This window comes from Novosphingobium sp., assembly GCF_031417815.1.
Lineage (GTDB): Bacteria > Pseudomonadota > Alphaproteobacteria > Sphingomonadales > Sphingomonadaceae > Novosphingobium.
Window position 1 is genome coordinate 1 of record NZ_JANOWI010000001.1, and the last position, 26485, is coordinate 26485.

Genomic DNA, 26485 nt, shown 5'->3' on the forward strand with positions numbered 1-26485 from the left:
GCGCGGGGTGCCCGCAGACAAGATCACGCTCAGCCCCAACGGGGTCGATCTGGCGCTGTTTGGCCACAGCGCCGCCCCAGACCCGCAGCTTCGCGCGCAACTGGGGCTGGGCGATGGGCCAGTGATCGGCTTCATCGGCAGCTTCTACGATTACGAAGGGCTGGACGATATGATCGCGGCAATGCCGCTGCTGTTGCAGCAGGTGCCGGATGCGCGGCTGCTGCTGGTTGGCGGCGGACCGATGGAGGCCGCGTTAAGGGCGCAGGCCGAAGCGAGTGCAGCGGCCGATGCAATCCGCTTTGCCGGCCGTGTGCCGCACAGCGAAGTGGAACGCTATTACGCGCTGGTCGATGTGATGGCCTATCCGCGCAAGCAAAGCCGCCTGACCGATCTGGTCACGCCTTTGAAGCCGCTTGAGGCCATGGCGCAGGGCAAGCTGGTTGCCGCGTCCGATGTCGGCGGGCACCGCGAACTTATCACGGATGGCGTCACCGGCACACTGTTTGCGCCTGATTCTCCCGCCGCACTGGCTGCGGCGCTGGGTGCCTTGCTGGCGGCCCCGGCGCGCTGGCCGGCACTGCGCGCGGCTGGCCGCGCCCATGTTGCCGCCGATCACGATTGGGGCCGCAATGTTCATCGTTATCACGTTGTTTACCAAACCTTGTTAGGCCGATCACCGGAAAACCCGGCGCGCCGCGCAGCCTGAATGGGCGGCGGCACCGGGGCAGGTAGATCGAAGGGGGGCACGCAACACCGTGGCCAAGCAAAAGCGAACACCGGTCAATAGCAAGCCAATTACCAGCAACCCGCTGTTCCCGGCGGTGGTTGCGCTGTGGTTTGGCGCCTTGTTCGGGCTTGGCAGCCTTGCGGTGCGCGCCTCGCTTATCGAAGAGCTGGTGCTGAGCAGCCGGATTGACCTGATCGTTCCGGCCGCCGCGCCGCCGCTGGGCGTTACCGCCCGGATCATGCTGGCCCTGATCCTTGCCACGCTGGGCGCCATGATCGGCCTTGTCTTTGCCCGGCGCCTTGCCCGGCCCAGAATCGAATTCAAAGAACGCAACCGGGGTGCCCGCGGTCTTGCCGAATCGGCGCCGAAAATCAGGGCGCGCGATGCCCATCCCGACGCGCCTTCGTGCACGCCGGTTTCGATCCGCGATCTCGATCCCGCCCTGCCGTCAGCACCCGACAACCTCATTGCCGGACGCCGCCGCGCGCTTACGGTCGATCATGGCGAAGACCATTTCGTACCGCACGAATTTGCACCGCTGCCTGGCGGCGAACCGCAGATCCTAGATATGGCCGGATTGGCGGCAATGCCGGCCCCGGCTGCGCATGTGGCCGATACGGCACCGGCGCTGCAAGGCTTTGATCGCTCCGCGCAGCTTGCGCCGGTCACCTTGCCTGCAGCGCTGCCCGTTGCAGAGCCGGCCCGGCAGGTCTTCCAGGCCGAAGCAGCCGCACCCCTGGCCGCTGCGGTTGCGGCGCTGGCACCTGAAAGTGCCGCTGCCCATGCCGATGGCCGCCAGGTCTTCGGGATGACCCAGCCCGCACCGCAGCCCGAGAGGCCGCGCCAGATCTTCGGCATGGCGGTGGCAGACGATCACGTTCCGCAGAATTTCGTCCGCGACGCGGGCTATGGCACCACCGTGTTCGATACCGAACTGCCGCAACCGCTGTTCGAGCGCGAAAGCGCGCTTGCAGCGCCACCGCAGCTGGCCGAGGTGGTCATTCCCGCACCGCAACACTTCGAAGCGTTTGCGCCTGGAGCTGCGCTGGTGGCGGATGCACCGGTTCTCGCCACACAACAGCCGCTGCCCAGTCCGGCCGACCTTGGCTTGACCGACCTTGCCACGCGCCTGGCCGAATCGATGCGCCGCCGCCGCGCCGCCCGGTCGGCTGCTGCAGCCGGCATGGCCGAACCGGTTATTCCGCAAGCCATGCCGCAAACCGCGCCAGTAGCGCAAACCGACGCGCCTGTGACTGAGCCAATGCTTGCTGTACCTGAGCCTCAAGGGTTCGCTGCTCCGATGGCGCGAGATCTCGCGGTCCACCAGATTGGCGCTGCACCGCAAGTCCCGCAGGATATCGTGGCTGCTGTGGTCTCGGCCGCGATTCTGGCACCGGTTGAAGCGGCGCAGATCGACGAACTTCCCAATGCCCTGCGACCGCTTGCGCTCGATGCCTTCCTTGAAGAAGACGTCGAATTTGAAAGCACATTGCTGCCCCCGCGGCGCATCGCCTTTGCGCCGACCACCCCGGCGCAGGTTCCGGTAGCGGCAGCAGTTCCCGTCGCTGCTGCGCCGATTCCGGCCGCCTATGAACCCGCGCCGATCGGCATCGAAGAGGTGGCCGAAGAAGCGGAGGCCGAAGAAAATTATGCCTCGCTGCTCGGGATCGCGCAGCCGCGCGCCGGGTTTGTCCGCATTGATCAGCCCGAAGCCGATGGCGCGGCGCCCGAACCGGTGGTGATTTTCCCGGGCCAGATGCCGCTCGGCCAGCCGCCGGCGGGGATTGCTCCGGCCGAACAGCCGCTGGCCGATGGCAGCGCGTTCCGCCGGTTCGACAGTCCGGCTGCTGCCGGTCACGGTCAGCCGGTCGAGATGGTCAGTGCGGCGCCTGCGGTTGCCGCGATCGAAGCCGATCAGGCGCTGCGCACGGCGTTGGCCAGCCTGCAAAGGATCAGCGGCGCGGCTTGAGCCCGCGAAGCGATCGTCCCAACCACATTGCTATTCAAGCACCGCCTGGCTCCAGCTCGGAGCGAAGCGTCGCTTTCGCAGTTGCAATAACAGCTTCCTGTCGTCATGGGAAAAGTCTGCGCAATATTCACTGCGTTTCGCAGCAAGGAATCTTGCGCAAAATTGCCGGAAAACCGCGATTTGCGCGTCCGCGTGCGCGAATCGTGCGCCGCTCCGGTGCGTGACAGGAAGATTGATCGATGGGCTACCCGAGGCCGCAAGGGCTGTATGATCCGGTGAACGAGCATGACGCGTGCGGTGTGGGTTTTGTCGCCCATATCAAGGGCGCGGCGAGCCACAGCATCATTACCCAGGCTTTGGAAGTGCTCAAGAACCTTGACCATCGCGGTGCGGTCGGGGCGGATCCCTTGCTCGGCGACGGCGCCGGGATCCTGATCCAGATTCCCGATGCGCTCTATCGCGGCTGGGCGAGCGGCGAGGGGCTGACCCTGCCGCCGGCCGGGGACTATGCGGTCGCGATGTGCTTCCTGCCGCAGGACCGGTCGGCGCGCGATTTCGTGATCGGCGCGTTCGAAAAGTTCATTGCCAAGGAAGGTCAGCGACTGATCGGCTGGCGTGATGTGCCGGTGAATGCCACCGGGCTGGGCAAGGCGGTGCTCGAACAGATGCCGGTGATCCGCCAGTGCTTTGTCGGCCGGGGTGAGCTGTGCCCCGATCAGGACGCGTTCGAACGCAAGATCCTGACGATCCGCAAGCAGACCCAGAACCCGCTGGCCGCGCTGGCGCAAAAGCATGGGTTGCCGGGGCTGACCGAACTGTACATGCCCAGTTTCTCGAGCCGCACCGTAGTCTACAAGGGACTGCTGCTGGCAACGCAGGTCGGCGATTTCTACCGCGACCTGACTGATCCGGCCTGCGTTTCCGCACTCGGCCTGGTCCACCAGCGCTTTTCGACCAACACCTTCCCCAGCTGGAAGCTGGCCCACCCCTATCGCCTGATCGCCCACAACGGTGAAATCAACACCGTGCGCGGCAACGTCAACTGGATGAATGCCCGCCGCCGCACGATGGAATCAGAGCTGCTTGGCCCCGATCTCGACAAGATGTGGCCGATCATCCCGCACGGCCAATCGGACACCGCCTGTCTCGACAATGCGCTCGAACTGCTGCTGGCCGGTGGTTACAGCCGGGCCCATGCGGTGATGTTGCTGATCCCCGACGCCTGGTCCGGCAATCCATTTATGGTTGCGCGGCGCCGCGCGTTCTATGAATACCACGCCGCCTTGATGGAGCCGTGGGATGGCCCGGCTGCGGTGGCTTTCACCGATGGCCGCCAGATCGGCGCGACGCTCGATCGCAATGGCCTGCGCCCCGCGCGCTTCGTGGTGACTGACGATGATCTGGTGGTGATGGCGTCTGAATCGGGCGTGCTCCCGATCAAGGAAGACAACATCGTACGCAAGTGGCGGCTGCAGCCGGGGCGCATGCTGCTGATCGATTTTGCCCAAGGGCGGATCATCGAGGACGAAGAACTGAAGGCCGAACTGGCCGCCGCCGAGCCCTATGAAGACTGGCTGGCGCAGGCCCAGTACAAGCTGAAAGACCTCGATCTGGTCGAGCCGGAACTGGCTGCGGTGCCGGTGGAAACCACCACGCTGCTCGATCGTCAGCAGGCCTTTGGCTACACCCAGGAAGACCTCTCGCGCTTCCTCGAACCGATGGCGGTCAATGCCGACGATCCGCTCGGTTCGATGGGTACCGACACGCCGATCGCCGTGCTCTCGAACCGCAGCCGGCTGCTCTACGACTATTTCAAACAGAACTTTGCGCAAGTCACAAATCCGCCGATCGATCCGATTCGCGAGGAACTGGTGATGAGCCTGGTTTCGATGATCGGCCCGCGCCCCAACATGCTGGGCAAGGAAGCCGGCACGCACAAGCGGCTCGAAGTCGATCAGCCGATCCTGACCAACGATGATGTCTCGAAAATCCGCTCGGTCGAAGCGGCGCTCGATGGCGCATTCCGCACCGAAACGATCGACACCACGTGGAATGCTGCCAGCGCAGCTGCGGGGCTCGAAATGGCGCTCAAGGAGATGTGCTGGGCGGCGACCGAAGCGGTGCTGCAGGACAAGAACATCCTGATCCTGTCCGACCGCGCGCAAGGTCCCGGGCGGATCGCGATGCCGGCGCTGCTGGCCACCGCGGCGGTGCATCACCACCTGGTGCGCCAAGGCCTCAGGATGCAGGCCGGGCTGGTGGTCGAAACCGGCGAAGCGCGCGAAGTGCACCATTTTGCGGCGCTGGCGGGATACGGCGCCGAAGCGATCAATCCCTATGTGGCGTTTGAAACGCTCGAAGATATCCGGGTGCGCAAGGGCCTCCAGCTTGACGCCAAGGCGGTCCAGAAGAATTACATCAAGGCGGTCGGCAAGGGTATCCTGAAAGTCATGTCCAAGATGGGCATTTCGACTTACCAAAGCTATTGCGGCGCGCAGATCTTCGATGCGGTGGGTCTGTCCAGCGTGTTCATCGATGCCTACTTCACCGGTACCGCCACCACGATCGAGGGTGTCGGCCTGGCCGAAGTGGCCGAAGAGGCGGTCCAGCGCCACCGCGCGGCCTATGGCGACAATCCGATTTACAAGACCATGCTCGATGTGGGGGGCATGTACGGCTTGCGTCTGCGCGGTGAGGAACATGCCTGGACCGCAGACAACATCGCCAGCCTGCAGCACGCGGTGCGCGGAAACGTGCCCGAAAAGTACAAGGCCTTTGCGCAGTCGATCAACGATCAGTCGGTTCGGATGCTGACGATCCGCGGGCTGATGGAACTGAAGTCGGCCGAACGCCCGATCGACATCAGCGAGGTCGAGCCGGCCAGCGAGATCGTCAAGCGCTTCGCCACCGGGGCGATGAGCTATGGCTCGATCAGCTGGGAAGCGCACACTACGCTGGCCGAAGCGATGAACCAGATCGGCGGCAAATCGAACACCGGTGAAGGCGGCGAGGATCCGGTGCGGTTCAAGCCGATGCCCGATGGCCGCAACTTGCGCTCGGCGATCAAGCAAGTCGCCAGCGGGCGTTTTGGCGTGACCACCGAATACCTGGTCAATGCCGACGATATCCAGATCAAGATGGCGCAGGGTGCCAAGCCCGGCGAAGGCGGCCAGCTGCCCGGCCACAAGGTTGACAAGACCATCGGCGCGGTCCGCCATTCGACCCCCGGGGTCGGCCTGATCAGCCCGCCGCCGCACCACGATATCTATTCGATCGAGGATCTGGCCCAGCTGATCCACGATCTGAAGAACGTCAACGGCGCGGCGCGGATCTCGGTCAAGCTGGTTTCGGAAGTGGGCGTCGGCACGGTTGCCGCGGGCGTTTCCAAGGCGCGCGCCGATCACGTCACGATCTCGGGCTATGAAGGCGGGACCGGCGCTTCGCCGCTGACCTCGCTCACCCACGCGGGCAGTCCGTGGGAAATAGGCCTGGCCGAAACCCAGCAGACCTTGCTGCTCAACAACCTGCGCAGCCGGATCTGCGTCCAGGCTGATGGGGGCCTGCGCACCGGGCGCGATGTTGCCGTGGCGGCCTTGCTGGGGGCGGACGAATTCGGCTTTGCTACCGCGCCGCTGATTGCGGCAGGCTGCATCATGATGCGCAAATGCCACCTTAACACCTGCCCGGTCGGCGTTGCCACGCAGGACCCGGTGCTGCGCGCGCGCTTCACCGGGCAGGCCGAGCACGTGATCAACTACTTCTTTTTCGTTGCCGAAGAACTGCGCGCGCTCATGGCCGAAATGGGCTTCAGGACCGTGGGCGAGATGGTGGGCCGGGTTGACCGGCTCGATGCCCGCCAGGCGGTCGGCCACTGGAAGGCCCGCGGGGTCGATCTCGGCCGGATTCTCTACCAGGCCCCGTTGGGCGACAGTGCCTCGCTCGGCTGGTCGGGCACGCAGGATCACGGGCTCGAAAAGGCGCTCGACAACGATTTGATCGCCGCCGCCGCCGATGCACTGGACAGCCAGTCTGCGGTGGTGATCGAACGCAAGGTGATCAACGTCAACCGCGCTGTCGGCGCGATGCTGTCGGGCGAAGTGGCGCGGCGCTATGGCCACGCCGGCCTGCCCGATAACACCATCAAGGTGAAGCTGACCGGGGTGGCCGGGCAAAGCTTCGGCGCCTGGCTGGCCCACGGGGTGACGCTCGATCTGACCGGTGATGCCAACGACTATGTCGGCAAGGGGCTTTCGGGCGGGCGCGTGATCGTGCGCCAGCCGGTCCACGTCGATCGCGATGCCGGCGAGAACATCATCGTCGGCAACACCGTGCTCTATGGCGCGATCGCGGGCGAGGCGTTCTTCAACGGCGTTGCCGGCGAGCGTTTTGCGGTGCGCAATTCGGGTACGGTGGCGGTGGTCGAAGGCTGCGGCGATCACGGCTGCGAATATATGACCGGCGGGGTGGTTGCCGTGCTGGGCAAGACCGGACGCAATTTCGCCGCGGGGATGTCGGGCGGGATCGCTTATGTTTATGATCCCGATGGCCAGTTCGCGGTGCTGTGCAACCAGGCCCAGGTCGATTTGCTGCCGATTTCGCCCGAGCGTGACGACGATGAGGGCATCGGCCGGCCGCAGCAACGCACCGTCAGCGCCGCCAACGCCGGGATGGGCGATATGCTGCGCCACGATGCCGAGCGTTTGCGCGTGCTGCTGGAACGCCACCACCTCCACACCGGCAGCAAGCGTGCCCGCATGCTCCTCGATGACTGGGCGGCAACGCTGGGCAACTTCGTCAAGGTAATGCCGAGGGACTACGCGCGGGCATTGCAGCAACAAGAGGCCGAGCGGCTTGAAGCCGCCTCGGTCGCCGCGGAATAGGGCCAAAGAACGATGGGCAAGGAAACCGGCTTTCTCGAGCTTGACCGCCACGACCGCACTTATGCGGATCCGAAGGAGCGGGTGCATCACTATCACGAATTCGTGGTGCCGCAGGCCGAACCGGCGCTGCGCGCGCAGGCCAGCCGCTGCATGAATTGCGGGATTCCGTATTGCCACAGCGGCTGTCCGGTGAACAACAACATCCCCGACTGGAACCACCTGGTTTACGAAGGCGATTGGCTCAATGCGCTCGAAGTGCTGCATTCAACCAACAATTTCCCCGAATTTACCGGCCGGATCTGTCCCGCCCCGTGCGAGGCGAGCTGTACGCTCAACATCAACGATGCCGCCGTAACGATCAAATCGATCGAATGCGCGATCGTCGACAAAGGCTGGGAACAGGGCTGGATCCAGCCGCAGCTGCCCACCCGCCACACCGGCAAAAGCGTCGCGGTGGTCGGCTCGGGTCCTGCGGGCATGGCCTGCGCCCAGCAGCTTGCGCGTGCCGGGCATTCGGTGGTGTTGTTCGAGAAAAACGACCGCGCCGGGGGCCTGCTGCGCTACGGCATCCCTGATTTCAAGCTCGACAAGCATCTGATCCAGCAGCGGTTGGTGCAGATGATGGCCGAAGGGGTCGAATTCCGCACTTCGACCGAAGTCGGCGTCACCGTCTCGGTCACTTCCTTGAAGGAAAACTTCGATGCGGTGGTGCTCTCGGGCGGGGCGGAAGAACCGCGCCCGTTGCTGATCCCGGGGTTCGAACTGCCCGGGGTGCGCTTTGCGATGGAATTCCTGACCCAGCAGAACAAGCGCAACGCGGGCGATGATGAAGTGCGTGCCGCGCCGCGCGGTTCGCTGACCGCCACCGGCAAGCACGTGGTGGTGATCGGCGGCGGCGATACCGGCAGCGACTGCGTCGGTACCTCGATCCGCCAGGGCGCGGCCTCGGTCACCCAGATCGAAATCATGCCGAGGCCGCCCGAAAAAGAAGACAAGGCACTGACCTGGCCCGATTGGCCGATGAAGCTGCGCACCTCGAGCAGCCACGAAGAAGGCGTAAGCCGCGACTGGGCGATCCTGACCAAGCGCGTGGTGGGGACCAACAGCCAGGTCACCGGACTCGAATGCGTCCGGGTCGAATGGGTCGGCGGCCAGATGGAGGAGATCGCCGGGAGCGAATTTACCTTGCCGGCCGATCTGATCCTGCTGGCGATGGGCTTTACCGGGCCCAAAAAGCAGGGGCTGGTCGATCAGGCCAAAGTCGATCTCGACGCGCGCGGCAACGTCTTTGCCGATACCTTCAGCTACCGCACCAGCGACCCGCAGATCTTTTCCTGCGGTGATATGCGGCGCGGCCAGTCACTGGTGGTCTGGGCGATCCGCGAAGGCCGCCAGGCCGCCCGCGCGGTCGACGAAATGCTGATGGGGGCAAGCGAGCTGCCGCGCTAGCGCGCCTGTGACGATCCGCACAAGGGCTGAACGAGGTCGCCGGGTTGCTGGATCTGGGCCTGTGCCAGCCGGTCTTCGCGGCGGCAGATAAAGTGAGCCAGATGATAGCTGGTCGAGGCCAGCAGCCAGCCGGCCGGAAGGTCGAGCAGATAGTGCCACCGCGAGGCGATTGAAGCCACCGCAATGAACAGCGTTGCCAGCACGAACGGCGGCACCAGCGGCTTGCCATAGGCCCGTGCGAACAGCAGGAACAGCAGTGCCCCGGCATTGTGGAGCGAGGGCATGGCAGCCAGCCCGCCGGTGAAGTTCTCGTCGCCATGTGCTGCCAGCCAGGTGGGGCCTTCATGCACCGAGTGGCGGTAGAAATCGAGCATGCCTTGCTGGTTCAGCGTGTTGAAGGGGTTGACCCCCGGTTCGAACACGAACGGCCCGATCGCCGGCATCGCGAGGTAGAGCAATCCGCCCAGGAACTGCATGATCATTACCGCGATTATCAGTTCGCGCACGCGCTCGGGTGTGCGCACGGCGTGGTAGATGAAGCTGGTGTAGAACATCATGATGAAGACCAGCATGTAGGCGTTGGCATCGGGTGGAATGATCGTCCACAGGGCTTCGCGGACCTTCATGCAAGCGCTCACCACACCAGAGAAATGGGCATCGAATGACCACAGCCACCCATCGAACAGCAGCGGATTGATGTGCGGAATCCATAGCTTCAGGTTGAAGTGCGCGAGCAGCACCGCGAGGTAGCACGGCAACGCAAACAACACCCGCAGGGTCTCGTCGCGCTTGCTGTAGAGATGGATCGCCGCGGCAATCACGATCGCTCCGGCCAGCGGGTAGATGTAATGGATGCCGAGGAACGCCGACCGCTCGCCGTTGGGGAAAGAGATCGGCAGGTGGTACACCAGCGACAGCGCCGCCATGACCGCCAGCGCCGCCACAGCGATAATCAGCTCTGGTAATATCCAGACCTTTTTCAGCACACCCGCCCCGCTCCATATTCAGCTGTTTCGCTAGCGGAAAATGGTTAATTATGGCTTTGCGGAACATTTTGACGCGGGGCCGGGCAGGGTGTTCAGCCCGGTTCTCACGCCGCGTCGACCAGCACCACTTCGCTGTCCTCGAGCGCGGTCACCGCGATGGCGCTCTCGCCGGTGATCGCCACCCCGTCGCGCGCCTGCGCCTCAACTGCGCCGATCCGCACCTTGCCGGTCGCGGGAACCAGGTAGAGGTGGCGGACCGGCGCGGTTTCATAGCGGACGGTCTCGCCGGCCTTGATGAAGGCCCCGGCAACGCGGCTACTGGTGTTGATTTTCAGCGCCTCAGCGTCTTGCGGCAGGCCCGAGGCGAGCGTCACGAACTGGCCGTCGCGGCCCTGCTTGGGGAACGGGCGGGTGCCCCAGCTGGGTGGGTGGCCGGTGCGGTCGGGCATGATCCAGATCTGGAACAGCGTGCAGTCTTCGTCCTCAAGGTTGAATTCGGCGTGCTGGATCCCGGTGCCTGCGCTCATCACCTGGACGTCGCCTGCGCCGGTGCGGCCCTGATTGCCCAGGCTATCCTTGTGGCTGATCGCGCCTTCGCGAACATAGGTGATGATTTCCATGTTGTCGTGGGCATGCGGGGGAAAGCCGCTGTTCGCCGCGATCACATCGTCATTCCACACCCGCAGAGCGCCCCAATGCGTCCGCGCCGGATCGTGGTATCCGCCGAACGAGAAGTGGTGATGGGCATCCAGCCAGCCGTGATTGGCGGCGCCGATGGTGCTGAACGGGCGAAGTTCGATCATGGCAAAGTCTCCAAGCGGCAGGGGCTGAAACCCGCCTCGCCGCACTAGATAAGCACTGCCACGGTCCGCGCCAGATGGTTACCGCCGCGATACTGCCTGCGGGGAATTGCAGACCGGCGGGACCTTGTGCTGTGCTGCCAGCCGGGAGGAGTTCACGCAAAGGCGCAAAGGCGCAAAGGCATTGATGTCGCGCCGCAGGCATGTCGCTCAATCGCCTCCGGTTGAACGATCCCCTGTTAAAACAAGGCTTCGCCTAAAACCTTGACTCTTCGCGCCTTTGCGCCTTTGCGTGAACCAAATTGCCCCAGCCCGCTGCCCCCGCTAAGCGCCGCGCATGACCAAACCCAAAATCGCCTTCCTCGCCTGCCCCGATACCCTGCCCGGATCGCCCAGCCGCCGCCCCGATGCGTTCGAACACGATCTGCTGCTGGGTGCGATCCGCGCCGGGCTGGATGGCCGCGCCGATCTGCACGCCATCGATTGGCGCGCGCCCATGGACCAGCTCACCACCTACGATCTCGCCTACCTCGGCACCCCGTGGGACTATACCGAGGCGAAGGACGAGTTCCTGGAACGGCTCGACATGCTCGAAGCCGCCGGAGTGATCGTCGCCAATCCGGCTCCGGTGATTCGCTGGAATTCGGACAAGCTCTACTTGCGTGATCTGGAACAGTGCGGCGCAGTCTCGATACCCACGCTCTGGCCCCAAAGCGCTGGGCCGGACGATGTCGTGGCCGCCTTCGATCACTTCGATTGCGACCGCGTGGTGGTCAAGCGCCGCGTTGGCGCCGGCGCGATCGGGCAAGACAGCTTCACCCGCGCTGCGCCGCCCCCGGCGGACTGGCGGATTGACCAGCCGGCGATGATCCAGCCGTTCCTGCCCGCGATCCAGCGCGAGGGCGAACACAGCTTCATCTTCGTCAGCGGCCAGTTCAGCCACGGCCTGATCAAGCGGGCGGCCCTGGGCGATTACCGCATCCAGTCGCTCTACGGCGGGATCGAAGTCGCGGTGGACCCCGCCCCGGCCGACCGCCAGGCCGCCGAAGCGGTCATGGCCATGCTGCCCTTCGCGGCACCCCCGCTCTACGCCCGGATCGACATGGTCCGTCTGGACAGCGGCGAACTGGCGGTGATCGAGGCGGAGCTGATCGAGCCGTACTTGTACCCGCTGCAGGGGGCAGAGTTTGGGGTAAAGATGGCGGAGGGGATGTTGGGGTTGGTGGGGTGAGCATCATCGGTTGTCGCCATTGAAGGCAATGGTTTCGCTGCCGGATTGTTTCGCAACTACAGGAACGAAAAGGCCCGGTCGTCTCAATTGCCCGGCCCTTGAAACCAAAGAGAATTGCAAAATAGTGGAGAAGATCTTCGCTTTGCAAGATTCAAGATGGTTTCGTTCCCACGATGTTCTATCATCACGCGATGGCGAAAAGGATCACCGACAACCAGCTGATGGGTGAATTGGGCGAGGCGGCCGTTCGTAAACGGTTCCTGTCCATTGGCTTCCAATTCGATTCTCGAAGCCGATTGGAGGCTGGTATCGACGGCCTAGCGGAAGTCATGATTGATGGAGAGCCGACGGCGCGGATGATCGCGGTCCAAATCAAGTCAACCCGAGCAGGTAGGTACACTTCTGAAACTGATTCTGCGTTTAGCTATCTGTTAGATGTGAAAGACTTAGCCTACTGGAAAACATCCAATCTTCCAGTCATCGTCGTAGTGTACCGTGAGAGCGATGATAGCCACTATTGGGCCCAGGTTCAGTTTCAGCCAGGTGTTGAGCAACGGAGGCTGAGATTCGACAAAGCTAAGGACGTTTTGGATAAATCCTCGCGCGACCGGCTTGCCGCTTTGACGGTCCCCATCAGCGGCTCTGGCTATTATGTCCCGCCGTTGGGTGGTGGCGAGACCGCCATCGTCAATTTGCTGCCGATCAAGCTTCCAGCAGAGATATTCGTCGCCAGCACACCCTTTGATCGTAAGAGTGCGATTAAAGAAATGTACAGCAGCGGGGAGACGGCACGTTACGACTGGGTTATTAAAGACGGAACATTCTGGTCGTTCCACGACCCACGCGAGGCGGTCACACGCATGATCGTTGATACCGATCAAGTAGAAGCCATCGAGACTGCCGTTATCGGATATCACGAAGACATCGACGAACAGAACAACTTTGCGTTTCTATTGCGTCAGACATTCCAGCATCAAATGCAGGTTGATTTGGCTTGGGACAAGGATAGCCGAATATTCTACGTGAAGCCGCATGGGGACAGCAAAACACGAACCTTCCACTACCAGTCGGCGAAGGTGAAAACGAAAGCGGACGTGGTAAACGTTACCATGAGCACGAAGATTGAGGGAAAGGTGGGCTTCGTCCGGCATCACGGCTTTGCCCCCAAGTTCGAGTGCATGATGGACCAGTGGTTTTTGATGGTAAGTCCGACCTACCACTTCACGACGAATGGATTTTCGCGTCATCCGTTCCCGGACGCATTACTCTCTGGGAAGAAACGTCTGGAAAACAATGCGGCGATCCGGGGCCAGGTGATCATGTGGCATCGCTTTATCACGAAGGATGAAGAAGGCGGAGACGATTTGTTTGCCGGATCAGCCGGGCCGCCTGTTGCTTTGCGTTTTGATCCACCACCAGAGATCGAGCTGCCTACCACCGTGCCAGACGATGTATGGGGTCGACGGCCGGTCGTAGAGGAAGTTGACGGCCAAATGGCGGGGTTGTTGATGTAATGAAATTTGACTGCCAGATATTCGATGAGCCACTGCTCGAATTTGGTGATCAGCATAGTCACCAAGATCCTCGCTTAGGTCTGATCGACGCCGGGCCGTTACAGGCACCGTTGGGAGACAAGATCCGTGTGGGCGTGGTGGGAGATGCAAAAACGGTCGAGGGCTCAAAGCAGTTCTTTGCTGCCGCTGCGAGTGGATTTGTAACGAAGGCAGAGAGCCACCCGAACATGAACCCGAATTTTCCGGGGCTGCATAACAACAATCCGTTTCGTTGCGGCTTCGACATTGACGATGAGGCCTGCGGCGTGCTCACGAAGGCGCAGATTGATCAAATCACGAAGGAGCCAAATCACGCAAAAGCTATCGAGATGGCCGTCGATGCCATTATGGATATACTTCGGACAATCGACGACAGCGGGAACCGGCCCGACGTTGCTCTCGTAGCGCTCCCAGTGGCAGTGATCGGGCGGGTTTGGAGCGCGAAGTCCGATGCTGAAGGTTCGACCGAACAGGATGACGCTGGCGGCCCCGACGCACCAAACTTTCGAGGCCTACTCAAAGCCAAGGCGATGCCTCTCAGCTTCCCGATTCAGATAATCTGGGAAGACATCATCGACGAGAAGGCGAAAATTCCACAAAAGGTGAAGGTCAGCAGCGACCGGAAGATTCAAGACCAAGCGGGCAGAACTTGGAACCTCCTTACCGCGCTCTACTACAAGGGCACCGGGCGGATTCCGTGGCGCCGGTTGCCCAAGGAAGGTGAATTCCTCGCATGTTACATCGGGGTAAGCTTTTACCGGGATATTAGCGGTCAACAGCTTTGGACCAGCGCAGCACAGATGTTCGACGAGCGCGGCCGAGGATTTATTCTGAAAGGCAAGCGTGCCCAGACAGAGAGCCGTGGTCGCCACCCCTACATGAACGAAGCTGATGCCCACGATCTCGTGAAGGGAGCGCTGAAGGCCTATCGCGACCACCATAAGCACCCACCTGCCCGTGTGATTATTCTCAAGACATCAAGGTTTCGCGCCGAAGAAGCAGTTGGAATCTTGCGTGCACTCAATGAGGCTGGAACTGCGTACCGTGACCTCGTGTGGGTGCAAGAGTCATATGATGCAAAGATTTTGCGCGATGGTGATTACCCGGTCCTGCGGGGAACGTTCGTAGAACTGGATGGTAAGGGTCTGCTCTACACGAATGGCAGCATTCCATATTATGGCACCTATCCCGGGCTGTATGTGCCACGCCCATTATTCCTGTGCCCACATCCCAGCAGCGACAGTACTATCGCCCAGATTGCAGAAGAGGTGTTATCCCTCACCAAGATCAACTGGAACTCAACGCAAATGAATCAGCGACTACCGGTCCCGATCCGTGCTGCTCGCAAGGTTGGTGAAGTTCTGAAGTATCTGGAGGAAGGTCAAGTTGTTAGTCCGGATTACCGGCGATATATTTGAGAATCCGACAAACCGGAACACTCAGCATCCCGACCAAAACCTTTCCTACACCCCCCAACCCTGTCATCATCCCCGACGCCGTCAGCTTACCCCGGCGGCGAGCGCCAGTGCGGGCTCCGGGCCGCGTGGTTCTCCTTAAAGCAGGCCGCACCGACGCTGTGCGGATGGGTTTCATCAACCAACTCGGGATTGTCGTGGAAAATCAGTGGGGCCTTTTACAGCTAGTGCAATTCGGACTGTGCGAAAGTACATCTCTGGTCGTGCCGGGGTGCTCGGTTCGCCGAAACGGGGACACTTTGCACAGGACCTTGTCCATAATGTCCAGTCGCTTGCCATCCGCCCCGCGCCAAGGCACTCTTCGCCGATGACTGACACCGCCGATCTCACCGCATTCCGTGCCGAAGTGCGTGCCTTCCTCGCCAATAGCTTGCCAGCCGATCTGGCGCGGGCCGGGCGGCGGGCGACTTCGGTGTTTTCGGAGCCGGAACATTCGATCGCCTGGCAGAAGATCCTCACCGCGCGGGGGTGGGGGGCGATTGACTGGCCGGTGAAATATGGCGGCACCGGGTGGTCGGCGCTGCAGAAGTATGTGTTTGCGGCCGAATGTGCGCGGGCCGGAACGCCCAATCTGTTGCCGCAGGGGCTCAAGATGGTCGCCCCGGTGCTGATGCATTATGGCACGGTGGAGCAGAAAGCGTTCTTCCTGCCGCGGATCCTTTCGGGCGAACATTACTGGTGCCAGGGCTTTTCCGAGCCGGGATCGGGATCGGACCTTGCCAGCCTGAAGCTGAAGGCGGAGCGGGACGGGGATCACTATGTGCTCAACGGATCGAAGATCTGGACCACCCATGCCCACCACGCCAACTGGATGTTCGCGCTGGTCCGCACCAGCGCCGAGGGCAAGCCGCAGGCCGGGATCTCGTTTGTGCTGATCGACATGGCGACGCCGGGGCTCAAGATCGATCCGATCATCAGCCTGGCGGGCGAACATGAGCTCAATCAGGTGTTTTTCGACAATGTCCGCGTGCCGATCGCCAATCGGCTGGGCGCGGAGAACGAGGGCTGGTCGGTCGCCAAGTACCTGCTGACCTTTGAGCGCGGCGGGCGCTATGCCCCCACGCTGTTCGCGGCCTTGGGCCGCCTGCGCGACGAGGCCGGCGATGATCCGCTGCTGCAGGAACGGATCGCCCGCGAGGCGGTGACGGTCGAAGCGCTGGAAGCGATCGAGCTCAAATCGATCGGGGCCAGCGGGGCGCAGGCCGCGCTCTATGCCTCGGTGCTGAAAGTGCAGGGGACCGAGGCCGAACAGCGGATCGCGGTGCTGGGCTGCGAGGTGGCGGGGCCGGAAGGCTGGGCGATCCCCGATGGCCAGTCGAGCGACCGGCTGGCCACCGCCGTGCCGCGCTATCTCAACGGCCGCGCGGCCTCGATCTATGCCGGGTCGAACGAAATCCAGCGCGATCTGATTGCGCGGGTTTCGCTGGGGTAAGGCACCACCCTCGAGATACGCAACGTCAGAGTGGAGGCTAGCCCAACGTCGCCGCATGCCGCGCCAGATGCGCAGTGCGCGGGCCAAAAGTGCTGGCGATCACCAGGCCGCGCTTGAACATGCCGCCGAGGTCCAGCTCTTCGGTCACGCCCATCCCGCCGTGCAATTGCACCGCGCCTTCGCCGACAATCCGCACCGCATCGGTGGTTTCGACCACCGCAGCGCTGACCGCGTGGTCCCAGCCCGGCGTGCCTTCGGCCAGCACCGCACGTTCGATCAGCGCCCCGGCTTTGAGCAGCGCCATGTGCATATCGGCCATGCGGTGGCGCAGCACCTGAAAGCGGGCGATCGGCTGGCCGAACTGCTCGCGGCTGTTGAGATACTGGGCGGTATCGTCCAGCATCCGCGCCATCAGCCCGGCGCATTCGGCGCAGCGTGCGGTGAGCCAGGCCCGCCGCGCCCATGTGGTGATTTCGGCCGCGTCGCCGCTCAGGTTTTCGCCTGCGGTGGCGGGAATGGTCAGATCGGCCGTTTCGGTGCCATCGAACATGGCGCGGACGCGGCGTTCGGCCTCGTCCGCCGCAACCAGACGGGCGCCCCTTCCGTCCAGCACTAGCAGCCAATCGGCCTTGGCTCCGCCCGCGACCAGTGCCGGATCGAGCGCCAGCGCGATCCGCGCCGATCCATCGGCCAAGCTGGGCAGCAGGGCGTGACCGGGGGCCAGCCGTGCCAATGCGCTGGCCGCCAGGTGGTGCGAAAGCCAATCGGACCCGGCCATGGCCGGACCCAGCGCCTCGGCCACCACCGCGCGCTCGATTGCCCCGCCGCCGGTGCCGCCGCTTTCTTCGGGAATGCCCACACCCATCAGGCCCAGATCCTGCGCCAGGCCCTGCCAACCGGGCCGCGAATTATCCGCCAGATAGCGCTGGAGTGCATCGCGCAGCATCGCTGCGGTGTCGGTCAGGGGAAGATCAAGGGCCATGGCGGCAGGTTGTGCCAAGATCAGACGCGCCAGTCCACTGCTGCGCGCCCCTTGGCTTCCAAAAAGGCATTGGCCTGGCTGAAATGACGGCAGCCCAGAAAGCCCGCATGGGCTGACAGCGGGCTGGGGTGCGGCGCGGTCAGCACCAGGTGATGGCTGTTCGCCAGACCAGGCACGCTGTGTGCCTTCTTGCGCGCATGGTTGCCCCACAGCAGGAACACGCAAGGCTCGCTTTTGGCGGCGACGGCGGCAACCACCGCATCGGTGATCTCTTCCCAGCCCTTGCCGTGGTGCGATGACGGCTTGCCGTCTTCCACTGTCAGCGCGGCATTGAGCAGCAGCACGCCCTGGCGCGCCCAGGGGGTCAGGTTGCCGCTGACGGGCCGCGGCAGGCCAAGGTCGCTGTGCAGTTCCTTGTAGATGTTGGCCAGGCTGGGCGGCACCCGCACCCCGTCCTGCACCGAAAAACTCAGGCCGTGGGCCTGGCCCGCACCGTGATAGGGATCCTGCCCCAGGATCACCACCTTGACCGCGTCCAGCGGGGCCAGTTCAAGCGCGGCCAGCCGCGTCCCTGGCGGGGGATAGATGGTCTTGCCCGATGCCGCTTCGGCTGTGAGGAACCGGCCCAGTGCGCGCGACTTGGGGGCGGCCAGCACCGCTTTGAGCGCGCCTTGCCACGAAGCGGGAATCGCTGCGCCGTTTTCCATCACCACTCTGCCGATTGCGGGGCTTTCCACACGGGTGCAATCAGCCTAAGCACCTTGGCGATATGGCTGTCTATCTCTACGAAGAAGATCTCCCCGAAGGCGTGCTCGCTCCCGGTCCGGTCGCTGTCGATACCGAAACCATGGGGTTGATGACCCCGCGCGACCGGCTGTGCCTGGTCCAGATTTCGGATGGCGGGGGTGATGAGCACCTGGTGCGTTTTGCGCCCGGATCTGCCTATGCCGCCCCCAACCTGCAGGCCGTGCTGGCCGATCCGGCGCGGCTCAAGCTTTATCACTTCGCCCGCTTCGATCTGGCCGCGATCGCGCACTATCTTGGGGTTACCGCCGCGCCGGTGTTCTGCACCAAGATCGCCAGCAAACTGGTGCGCACCTACACCGATCGCCATGGCCTGAAAGATCTGGTCCGCGAACTGCTGGGCAAGGAACTGTCGAAGCAGCAGCAATCGAGCGACTGGGGCGGCGCGGAACTCTCCGATGCGCAGCGCGAATATGCCGCATCCGATGTCCGCTATCTCCACGCGATGTACGCGATCCTGGCTGAACGGCTGGCGCGTGAACACCGCAGCGAAGCCGCGCAGGCGGCCTTCGATTACCTGCCACACCGCGCCCGGCTTGACCTGATGGGGTGGGCCGACAAGGACATTTTCTCTCACGAAGCATGAGCCAGAAGGCTGATCTTATCCGCGACAAGCGCCAACACTGGGCCGCGCCCGGGGGTTGGCATGATCGCAAAATCAGGCTTTTGGCCGTCGTGCTGCCGGGACTGCTGGGCATGGTGGCCGCGGCGATGGTGATCGGGCCGCTGTTCACCCACGGCGAAATCAGCTTCCTGCTCGATCGCACCAAGGTTGCCTCGACCAGCGAACGCATCCGCGTCAGCCAGGCGATGTACCGCGGCGAAGACAAGGATGGTCGGCCTTTCACGCTTACCGCGGGCAGTGCGGTGCAGAAATCGCTGGCTGATCCCACGGTGCGGATGGAGGACCTGGCGGCGCGCATCCGGCTTGACGATGGCCCCGCAGAGTTGACCGCGACGCGCGGCTTCTACGATTACAAGGGCGAGATTGTGCGGGTTGAAGGCCCGGTCCGGTTCAGCGCCGCCGATGGCTACCGGATCGTGACTGACAACGTGATGATCGATCTCAACAACCGCCGCTTGTTTGGCAGCGGCGGGGTCAGTGGGGCGATTCCGGCTGGCACCTTCAGCGCCGACCGGTTAAGCGCCGATCTTGACCAGCGGATCCTGACCCTTGACGGGAATGTCCGCATGCAGTTCCAGAACAACTCTTTCAGGATGCCGCGATGAGCCACAGCTTCGCCACCCTCCGCTCCACCATGCTGCGCTCGGCACTCGGCGGCTTCGCTATCGGCGCGGCGGCGATGCTGGCGCTGGCACCCAGCCAGGCGCAGGTCTTTGAAGGGCACAATTCGGATGCGCCGGTCAGCGTCGCAGCCGATCACGGCGAACTGCTCGGACGGCAGGACCGGGCAACGCTTTCAGGCAATGTGGTAATCACCCAGGGTGACCTTACCGTGCGCGCTGATCGTACCACGCTGGCCTTTTCAACCGGCGGCGGCAGTTTCAAGATCCACCGGCTCGATGCAGTGGGCGGCGTGCGCGTGACCCGCGGCAACCAGAGCGCGAGCGGCGATGTGGCGATCTACGATTTCGATCGGCGGATCATCACGCTGGTTGGCGGCGTGGTGCTGCAGCGCGGGTCTGATCGGCTCAGCGGCGGGCGGCTGGTGATCGATCTCGATAGCAGCATTTCCACGCTTGATGGCCGCGCCGGGGGCAGCTCGCCCGCGCTGGGCACACCGTCCAGCGGTTCAAGCAGCAGCGGCCGGGTGACGGGCACGTTCACGGTCCCCAAGCGGAACTAGATTTTGGGCAAGACCGCCCCCCGGCCTGAGCGGGTACTGCTGGCGCTGCTTGGCTCGGCCGATTGCCCTGCGGCTGGTGCCTTGCCAGGGCTTGATTCCAATGCCTGGGGGCGCATCGCCGAGATTGCCGAAACCCACCGGCTGGGGCCGTGGCTGCACAGCCTTCACCGTGACAATCCGCTGGTTCCCGTGCCGCTCAAGGCCGAATGGGCGGCAGCCTATCGCCAGGCTGCGCTGACCGCGCTGGCGCAGCGGGCCGATCTCGAAGCGTGCTGCGGCCTGCTCGAAACGCATGGCTTTGCCCCGCTCGCGCTCAAGGGTTCGTTCCTCGCCCGCCACGCCTGGCCCGATCCTGCTTTGCGGCCGATGCGCGATATCGATCTGCTGGTGGCGCAGGACCGGGTGCTGGCGGCTTACGACCTGCTGTTGGCTCATGGTTATGCCCAACCGGCGGGTTCGAAGCTTGATCTGGCCGACCATGCCCGGTTCGAACAGCACATGCCCGCGCTGCAGATGCCGCGTGGCAGCTGGCTTGAACTGCACATGCGCATGTCCGAACTCGACGGGCGGCTCGAATACGCCACTCCACAAGGCAATGAGGCCGCAGTGATCGCCCGCGCGGTTGTGATCGATAATGTCCGCTATCCCGCTGCTAATGACATGCTGAGGCATGTCATCACCCATGCGGTCTATGGCCACCGCTTCGATTGCGGGCCGCTGCTGCTGGGCGACGTGCGATACTTGATTGCGCGCCACCCGGTCGATTGGGACTCGTTCTGGGCCGAAGCACAAGCGGCGAAATGGGCGCCGGGTGCAGCGCTCGTGTTCGCGCTGGTCCGCGAATACCATGGGGCGGAAGCCGTGCCGAAACACGCTGATGAACCCGATGCGACGCCCGAAATGCTCGACCTTGCCCGCGATCTGATCGTGCAGGACTGGGAAACCAAGATGTTTTCGCGCTTTGCCGCCGTGCTCGCCACCGGCGGGTTCGGCTACGCCTGGCGGCGGATCACCGGGCAGGTCGCAGGCGGGGCCGAGGGCGGCGTGATGATTGACCGGGCGCAGGACGGCGGGCGGCTGCGCTGGGCCTGGCGGCGCGGGGCCAGCCTGCTGCGCGACCTCGCCGATCCGCGGATCCGCGCGCAGACCCGGCAACTGGCGCGCTATCGCCGCTGGCTGACCCGCTGATCACTCCATCGCCGGTTGTTCGGGGGTCAGGTCGGGGATCTTGATGACCTGCGCGTGATCGCCTTTGGCGTCCGGGTCCACGCGGTCCGGGACGGTGCAATAGGCAGTCAGCAGCACGCCGAGCGACCACAGCACCGCTTTCCAGCGGCTGGCAAAGACCTGATTGAGACGAACGCCAAACCCAAGCATGGCGCGCAGGCTAACCCCGCAAGGTTAAGGAAGCTTGCCCGCCGCGCGTTTCAATTCGTACAGCAGATCGAGCGCCTCACGCGGGCTCAGCGCGTCAACGTCGATCGCGTCCAGCCGGGCGCGCAGCTGATCGACCACCTCATCCTTGTGTTCCGCTGCAGCGGCGAACAGCGGCAGATCACCCAGCCCGGCAGCAATCCCGCCGGTCTGCTCGCGGCCCTTTTCCAGCCGGTCAAGCACCGCCTTGGCCCGCGCCACGACCGGCGCCGGAACCCCCGCCAGCTTGGCCACGGCAAGGCCATAGGAACGGTCGGCCGGCCCTTCGGCCAGCTCGTGCAGCAGCACCAGTTCGCCTTGCCATTCGCGCGCCCGGACATGGTGCAGGCTGAGCGCCTCGCAGCTTTCGGCCAATCGCGCGAGTTCGTGATAGTGGGTCGCAAACAGGCAGCGGCAGCGCGTTACCGAATGGACCGCTTCAACCACCGCCCAGGCCAGCGCGAGGCCGTCGTAGGTCGATGTTCCGCGCCCGACTTCGTCGAGGATTACAAAGCTGCGCTCGCTCGCCTGCGCCAGGATTGCGGCGGTTTCGACCATCTCGACCATGAACGTCGAACGCCCGCGCGCGAGGTTGTCTGACGCGCCGACCCGGCTGAACAGCCGGTCGACCAGCCCGATCCGTGCCGCTTCTGCCGGAACGAACCCGCCGGCCTGGGCCAGTAGCACGATCACCGCGTTCTGGCGCAGGAAGGTGCTCTTGCCGCCCATGTTGGGCCCGCCGATCAGCCACAGCCGGTCGGCATCGGACAAGGTGCAATTGTTGGCCACAAACCGCTCGCCGCGCGATGCCAGCGCCGCTTCGACCACCGGGTGGCGGCCGCCTGCGATCTCGAGCACGCGGTCTTCAAGGATTTGCGGACGACACCAGCCGCCCTCGGCCGCACGCTCGGCCTGCGATGCCGCAACGTCGAGCCGCGCCAGCGCCGCAGCGGTTTCGGCAATGCGATGGCGCGCGACAACCGCCATTTCGCACAGCTGGGCAAAATGCTCTTCCTCGCGCGCCAGGGCAAAGCCGCCGGCCTGCGCAATCCGGCTGGCTTCCTCGTGCAGCGCCACTGCGTTGAACCGCACCGCGCCGGCCATGGTCTGGCGGTGAGTGAAGCCGCTATCGGGCGCGATCAGTGGATCGGCATGCCTGGCCGGCACTTCGATGAAATAGCCGAGCACCCCGTTGTGCCGGATCTTGAGCGCGGCGATCCCTGTCTCGGCGCGATACTTGGCTTCAAGCGCGGCGATCGCGCGGCGTGCGTCGCCCGAAATCTGGCGCAATTCGTCGAGCCCGTGGTCGAAGAGTTCGGCGATGTAGCCGCCCTGGCTGCGTTCGGTCGGCGGGCTGGGAACCAGCGCGCGGCTGAAATGGTCGGTCAGCGCACCGTGCCCAGTGAGCGCTGGAAGCAGCGCATCGAGCAGCGCGGGGCGGTCCTTGCGGCCCTGCAGGTGATCGTGAATCCGCCGCGCTTCGCTCAGACCATCGCGCAATTGCCCCATATCGCGCGGGGATCCGCGCCCCGCCACCACCCGGCCCAGTGCGCGGCCAAGATCGGGAACGGTGCGCATCACCTCGCGCAGATCGCCGCGCTGCAACGGATCGTCGTGGAGCCACTGCACCAGCGCCAGTCGCGCTTCGATTTCCGCGCCATTGGTCAGCGGTGCCGAAAGATCTTCGGCCAATTGCCGCGCGCCAGCCCCGGTGACGCAGCGGTCAACCGCCTCGATCAGGCTGCCGCGCCGTCCGCCCTGGCTTGAGGCCAGCACTTCAAGGCTGGTCCGGGTCGCCTCATCCATCGCCAGGTGCGCATCGCCGATCCGCGCCACCGGCGGCAGCAACAGCGGCAGGGTGCCGCGCCCGACATGTTCAAGATAGCCGATCAGCCCGCCAGCCGCCGCCAGCATCGGGCGCGACAATGCTCCGAACCCGTCGAGCGTCGCGACTTCGTGCAGTGCCTTAAGCCGCGCTTCGCCCGCATCGCTGGAGAAATCGCGGGCCGGGCGGACGATCGCATCGAGCGGCAGGTCGGCCATGCCTTCGGGGGCGACCAGCTCGCTGGCCCCCAATCGCGCCAGTACCGCGCCAAGCCGGTCGGCCGGGCATTCTTCCAGCTCCATTCGCCCGGTCGATATGTCACACGCCGCCACGCCATAGCTTCCGCGCAGATCGCACACCGCAGCCAGCACATTGGCCCGGCGCGGCTCGAGCAAGGCTTCTTCGGTCAAAGTCCCTGCGGTGACGAAGCGGACGATATCACGCGCCACCAGCGTTTTGGAACCGCCGCGCTTTTTCGCTTCCTCAGGTGTTTCGGTCTGTTCGGCAATCGCGACGCGGCAGCCGGCCTTGATCAGCCGGGCGAGATAGCCTTCGGCCGCATGGACCGGCACCCCGCACATCGGGATTGGCACGCCCTGATGCTCGCCCCGGCTGGTCAGCGCGATATCGAGCACCTGCGCGGCGTGCCGGGCATCGTCGAAGAACAGCTCGAAAAAATCGCCCATGCGGTAAAACAACAGGCAATCACCGGCCTCGGCCTTGAGTGCCAGGTACTGCACCATCATCGGGGTTGGGGCGGAGGCGGCGGACATCACCCCCGCGATAGCCCACAATCGGCGATTCGCGAGGCTTTACCGCGCAGCTTTCCCCTATCGCGTTTGTGCGCCATCCGTTAGGGCAAGGCCCTGTTTGCGGGAGATACCAGTGTCAGACGAAGCCCGGATCAAATTCACCGAACGCGAAGCGCTGTTTTATCACAAGACGATCCGTCCGGGTAAGATCGAGATCATCGCCTCGAAGCCGATGGCGACCCAGCGTGACCTCAGCCTGGCCTATTCGCCGGGGGTGGCCGTGCCGGTCCAGGCAATTGCCGATAACCCGGCCGATGCCTATGAATATACCGCCAAAGGCAATCTGGTGGCGGTCATCACCAACGGCACCGCGATCCTTGGCATGGGCAACCTTGGCGCGCTCGCCTCGAAGCCGGTGATGGAAGGCAAGGCGGTGCTGTTCAAGCGCTTTGCCGATGTTGATTCGATCGACATCGAGCTGGATACCGAGGATCCCGACAAATTCATCGAAGCCGTCGCGCTGATGGAGCCGACCTTTGGCGGGATCAATCTGGAAGACATCAAGGCCCCCGAATGCTTCGTGATCGAGCAAGCGCTTCGTGAACGGATGAAGATCCCGGTCATGCACGATGATCAGCACGGCACTGCGATCATCGCCGCGGCCGGGCTGGTCAACGCCTGCTATCTGACCGGGCGTGAATTCAAGGACGTCAAGGTGGTGGTCAACGGCGCGGGCGCATCGGCGCTGGCTTGCACGGCGCTGATCAAATCGATGGGGGTGCGCCACGAAAACGTCACCGTCTGCGATACCAAGGGCGTGATCTATATCGGGCGCGCCGGGATCGATCAGTTCAAATCGGCCCATGCCATCCAGACCGACCGCCGCACCTTGAAAGAAGCGATGGTCGGCGCAGACATCGTGCTGGGGCTCTCGGCTGCAGGCGCAATCACGCCGGACATGGTCAAGGACATGGCCCCGCAGCCGATCATCTTTGCCATGGCCAACCCTGATCCTGAAATTACCCCGCCCGATGCCAAGGCGGTGCGGCCCGATGCCATCGTCGCGACCGGGCGCAGCGATTATCCCAACCAGGTCAACAACGTGCTGGGTTTCCCGTTCATCTTCCGCGGCGCGCTCGATGTCCGGGCCACCGCGATCAACGAAGAGATGAAGATCGCCGCGGCCCAGGCAATCGCCGCGTTGGCGCGCGAAACCGTTCCCGAGGAAGTGGCTGCTGCTTACGGCAAGAAGCACCACTTCGGCCCCGAATACATCATCCCCGCGCCGTTCGATCCGCGGCTGATGGAAGTGGTCTCCTCGGCCGTGGCCAAGGCGGCAATGGATACCGGGGTGGCGCAAAAACCGATCGAGGATTTCGATGCCTATCGCACCAGTCTGAAAGCGCGGCTCAATCCGACCACTTCGGTGCTGACCCAGGTTTACGAGCAGGTGAAGGCCAATCCCAAGCGGATGATTTTTGCCGAAGCGGAAAACGAAATCGTGCTGCGCGCGGCGATCCAGTACCGCGATTTCGGCTATGGCGAACCGGTGCTGGTCGGCCGGACCGATGCGGTGATGGCCAAGCTGGCCGAACTGGGGGTCGAAAACGCCAACCACTTTCAGATCGAGAATTCGGCCACTTCGGCTCACATTCCAGCCATGGTCGAGCTGCTTTACGAACGGCTCAAGCGGCGCGGGTTCCTGGAACGTGATGTGCGCCGGATGGTCAATCAGGACCGCAACGTCTTTGCCTCGATGCTGCTCAAGTTGGGAGTGGGCGATGCAATGGTCACTGGCATGACCCGCACCTTTGCCCAGACCATGCGCGAAGTGCGCCAGGTGCTCGATCCGCAGGAAGGCCAGTTGCCGTTCGGGATCCACCTGATGATCGGCAAGAATTACACCACGTTCCTGGCCGATACCACCGTCAACGAACGGCCGAGCGCGCAGGACCTGGCGACAATCGCCAAGGAAACCGCCGCGGTCGCACGGCGGCTGGGGCATGAACCGCGCGTCGCCTTCCTGTCCTATTCCACGTTCGGCAATCCGCCGGGGCGCTGGCTTGAACCGATCCGCGAGGCGGTGGCGATCCTCGATGCCGAACAGCCCGGGTTCGAATATGAGGGCGATATTGCGCCTGATGCGGCGCTCAACCCCACGGTAATGAAGAACTATCCGTTCAGCCGGCTGTCGCAGCCGGCCAACGTGCTGGTCTTCCCGGGGCTGCAATCGGCCAATATCTCGGCCAAGTTGCTGCGCGAACTGGCCGGCAACGCCACGATCGGGCCGATGCTGCTGGGGATGGAAAAGCCGGTGCAGATCGCCCCGATGACCGCGATTGCACCCGATGTCCTGACCCTTGCCGTGCTTGCCGCAGCGGGCGTGGTGGGCTGAGCTG

19 protein-coding genes are annotated in these 26485 nt (G+C 63.8%); 13 read left to right on the plus strand and 6 right to left on the minus strand.

The window, feature by feature from the left end; translation table 11 throughout:
- The 4 genes from RMN99_RS00005 to RMN99_RS00020 all read left to right on the plus strand — a co-directional run.
- The coding region (locus tag RMN99_RS00005) for a glycosyltransferase (protein WP_309621227.1) at window positions 1-706 on the plus strand (706 nt) is incomplete at its 5' end.
- A 49-nt stretch (window positions 707-755) separates the two neighbouring features.
- Complete coding sequence (locus RMN99_RS00010) at window positions 756-2696, plus strand: hypothetical protein (RefSeq protein ID WP_309621228.1); 1941 nt, start codon at window positions 756-758, stop codon at window positions 2694-2696.
- A gap of 239 nt (window positions 2697-2935) precedes the next feature.
- The gene (gene gltB / locus RMN99_RS00015) at window positions 2936-7576 is read left to right on the plus strand and encodes a glutamate synthase large subunit (RefSeq protein WP_309621229.1); all 4641 of its coding nucleotides are present in this window, start codon (window positions 2936-2938) and stop codon (window positions 7574-7576) included.
- Between the two features lie 12 nt (window positions 7577-7588).
- Window positions 7589-9025, plus strand: coding sequence for a glutamate synthase subunit beta (locus RMN99_RS00020; protein ID WP_309621230.1), 1437 nt, complete (start codon window positions 7589-7591; stop codon window positions 9023-9025).
- Here RMN99_RS00020 and RMN99_RS00025 read toward each other — a convergent pair.
- Window positions 9022-10011, minus strand: a complete 990-nt coding sequence (locus RMN99_RS00025) for a phosphatase PAP2 family protein (protein WP_309621231.1) — start codon at window positions 10009-10011, stop codon at window positions 9022-9024. The genes RMN99_RS00020 and RMN99_RS00025 overlap by 4 nt on opposite strands.
- Window positions 10012-10115: 104 nt before the next feature.
- Window positions 10116-10814 (minus strand): pirin family protein, encoded by a 699-nt coding sequence (locus tag RMN99_RS00030; RefSeq protein WP_309621232.1) that lies wholly within the window; start codon window positions 10812-10814, stop codon window positions 10116-10118.
- A gap of 334 nt (window positions 10815-11148) precedes the next feature.
- Here RMN99_RS00030 and RMN99_RS00035 point away from each other — a divergent pair, with 334 nt between their 5' ends.
- From RMN99_RS00035 to RMN99_RS00050, 4 genes are all read left to right on the plus strand, one after another.
- The gene (locus tag RMN99_RS00035; RefSeq protein WP_309621233.1) at window positions 11149-12042 is read left to right on the plus strand and encodes a hypothetical protein; all 894 of its coding nucleotides are present in this window, start codon (window positions 11149-11151) and stop codon (window positions 12040-12042) included.
- A gap of 173 nt (window positions 12043-12215) precedes the next feature.
- Window positions 12216-13556: a DUF4365 domain-containing protein gene (locus tag RMN99_RS00040; RefSeq protein ID WP_309621234.1), complete on the plus strand. Its 1341-nt coding sequence runs from the start codon at window positions 12216-12218 to the stop codon at window positions 13554-13556.
- Window positions 13556-15013: a hypothetical protein gene (locus RMN99_RS00045; RefSeq protein WP_309621235.1), complete on the plus strand. Its 1458-nt coding sequence runs from the start codon at window positions 13556-13558 to the stop codon at window positions 15011-15013. The genes RMN99_RS00040 and RMN99_RS00045 overlap by 1 nt, the downstream gene beginning before the upstream one ends.
- A gap of 364 nt (window positions 15014-15377) precedes the next feature.
- Entirely contained in the window at window positions 15378-16502 is a 1125-nt protein-coding gene (locus RMN99_RS00050; protein WP_309621236.1) for an acyl-CoA dehydrogenase family protein, read from the plus strand.
- Between the two features lie 37 nt (window positions 16503-16539).
- Here RMN99_RS00050 and RMN99_RS00055 read toward each other — a convergent pair whose 3' ends face one another.
- Both RMN99_RS00055 and ung read right to left on the minus strand, forming a co-directional pair.
- Entirely contained in the window at window positions 16540-17484 is a 945-nt protein-coding gene (locus tag RMN99_RS00055) for an acyl-CoA dehydrogenase (RefSeq protein ID WP_309621237.1), read from the minus strand.
- A gap of 20 nt (window positions 17485-17504) precedes the next feature.
- Window positions 17505-18191 (minus strand): uracil-DNA glycosylase, encoded by a 687-nt coding sequence (gene ung / locus RMN99_RS00060; protein ID WP_309621421.1) that lies wholly within the window; start codon window positions 18189-18191, stop codon window positions 17505-17507.
- A 62-nt stretch (window positions 18192-18253) separates the two neighbouring features.
- On the opposite strand from ung, the gene RMN99_RS00065 reads away from it, so the two are divergent.
- From RMN99_RS00065 to RMN99_RS00080, 4 genes are read left to right on the plus strand one after another with little or no spacing between them, the layout of a single operon-like run.
- The gene (locus RMN99_RS00065; protein WP_309621238.1) at window positions 18254-18874 is read left to right on the plus strand and encodes a ribonuclease D; all 621 of its coding nucleotides are present in this window, start codon (window positions 18254-18256) and stop codon (window positions 18872-18874) included.
- On the plus strand, window positions 18871-19518 hold the full coding sequence (gene lptC, locus RMN99_RS00070) for an LPS export ABC transporter periplasmic protein LptC (RefSeq protein WP_309621239.1): 648 nt from the start codon (window positions 18871-18873) through the stop codon (window positions 19516-19518). Before RMN99_RS00065 ends, lptC begins: the two co-directional genes overlap by 4 nt.
- Window positions 19515-20096, plus strand: coding sequence for an LptA/OstA family protein (locus tag RMN99_RS00075; protein WP_309621240.1), 582 nt, complete (start codon window positions 19515-19517; stop codon window positions 20094-20096). Before lptC ends, RMN99_RS00075 begins: the two co-directional genes overlap by 4 nt.
- 3 nt (window positions 20097-20099) lie before the next feature.
- Window positions 20100-21284 (plus strand): nucleotidyltransferase family protein, encoded by a 1185-nt coding sequence (locus RMN99_RS00080; protein WP_309621241.1) that lies wholly within the window; start codon window positions 20100-20102, stop codon window positions 21282-21284.
- On the opposite strand, the gene RMN99_RS00085 is transcribed toward RMN99_RS00080, so the two are convergent.
- Together RMN99_RS00085 and mutS are read right to left on the minus strand one after the other, a co-directional pair.
- A complete protein-coding gene (locus tag RMN99_RS00085) occupies window positions 21285-21473 on the minus strand; it encodes a hypothetical protein (RefSeq protein ID WP_309621242.1) in 189 nt (62 codons plus the stop codon). It lies immediately after the preceding gene.
- 24 nt (window positions 21474-21497) lie between these two features.
- Window positions 21498-24080: a DNA mismatch repair protein MutS gene (mutS, locus tag RMN99_RS00090; protein ID WP_309621422.1), complete on the minus strand. Its 2583-nt coding sequence runs from the start codon at window positions 24078-24080 to the stop codon at window positions 21498-21500.
- Between the two features lie 139 nt (window positions 24081-24219).
- On the opposite strand from mutS, the gene RMN99_RS00095 reads away from it, so the two are divergent.
- Window positions 24220-26481, plus strand: coding sequence for an NADP-dependent malic enzyme (locus RMN99_RS00095; RefSeq protein ID WP_309621243.1), 2262 nt, complete (start codon window positions 24220-24222; stop codon window positions 26479-26481).
- The last annotated feature ends 4 nt before the right edge of the window (window positions 26482-26485 follow it).

What these genes read in the sequence shown, in the direction of transcription:
- gltB (WP_309621229.1), top strand. Translation starts at nt 2,936, where the DNA reads ATGGGCTACCCGAGGCCGCAAGGGCTGTATGATCCGGTGAACGAGCAT.
- RMN99_RS00020 (WP_309621230.1), top strand. Translation starts at nt 7,589, where the DNA reads ATGGGCAAGGAAACCGGCTTTCTCGAGCTTGACCGCCACGACCGCACT.
- RMN99_RS00030 (WP_309621232.1), bottom strand. Translation starts at nt 10,814, where the DNA reads ATGATCGAACTTCGCCCGTTCAGCACCATCGGCGCCGCCAATCACGGC.
- RMN99_RS00035 (WP_309621233.1), top strand. Translation starts at nt 11,149, where the DNA reads ATGACCAAACCCAAAATCGCCTTCCTCGCCTGCCCCGATACCCTGCCC.
- RMN99_RS00040 (WP_309621234.1), top strand. Translation starts at nt 12,216, where the DNA reads ATGTTCTATCATCACGCGATGGCGAAAAGGATCACCGACAACCAGCTG.
- RMN99_RS00045 (WP_309621235.1), top strand. Translation starts at nt 13,556, where the DNA reads ATGAAATTTGACTGCCAGATATTCGATGAGCCACTGCTCGAATTTGGT.
- RMN99_RS00050 (WP_309621236.1), top strand. Translation starts at nt 15,378, where the DNA reads ATGACTGACACCGCCGATCTCACCGCATTCCGTGCCGAAGTGCGTGCC.
- RMN99_RS00055 (WP_309621237.1), bottom strand. Translation starts at nt 17,484, where the DNA reads ATGGCCCTTGATCTTCCCCTGACCGACACCGCAGCGATGCTGCGCGAT.
- ung (WP_309621421.1), bottom strand. Translation starts at nt 18,191, where the DNA reads ATGGAAAACGGCGCAGCGATTCCCGCTTCGTGGCAAGGCGCGCTCAAA.
- RMN99_RS00065 (WP_309621238.1), top strand. Translation starts at nt 18,254, where the DNA reads ATGGCTGTCTATCTCTACGAAGAAGATCTCCCCGAAGGCGTGCTCGCT.
- lptC (WP_309621239.1), top strand. Translation starts at nt 18,871, where the DNA reads ATGAGCCAGAAGGCTGATCTTATCCGCGACAAGCGCCAACACTGGGCC.
- RMN99_RS00075 (WP_309621240.1), top strand. Translation starts at nt 19,515, where the DNA reads ATGAGCCACAGCTTCGCCACCCTCCGCTCCACCATGCTGCGCTCGGCA.
- RMN99_RS00085 (WP_309621242.1), bottom strand. Translation starts at nt 21,473, where the DNA reads ATGCTTGGGTTTGGCGTTCGTCTCAATCAGGTCTTTGCCAGCCGCTGG.
- mutS (WP_309621422.1), bottom strand. Translation starts at nt 24,080, where the DNA reads ATGATGGTGCAGTACCTGGCACTCAAGGCCGAGGCCGGTGATTGCCTG.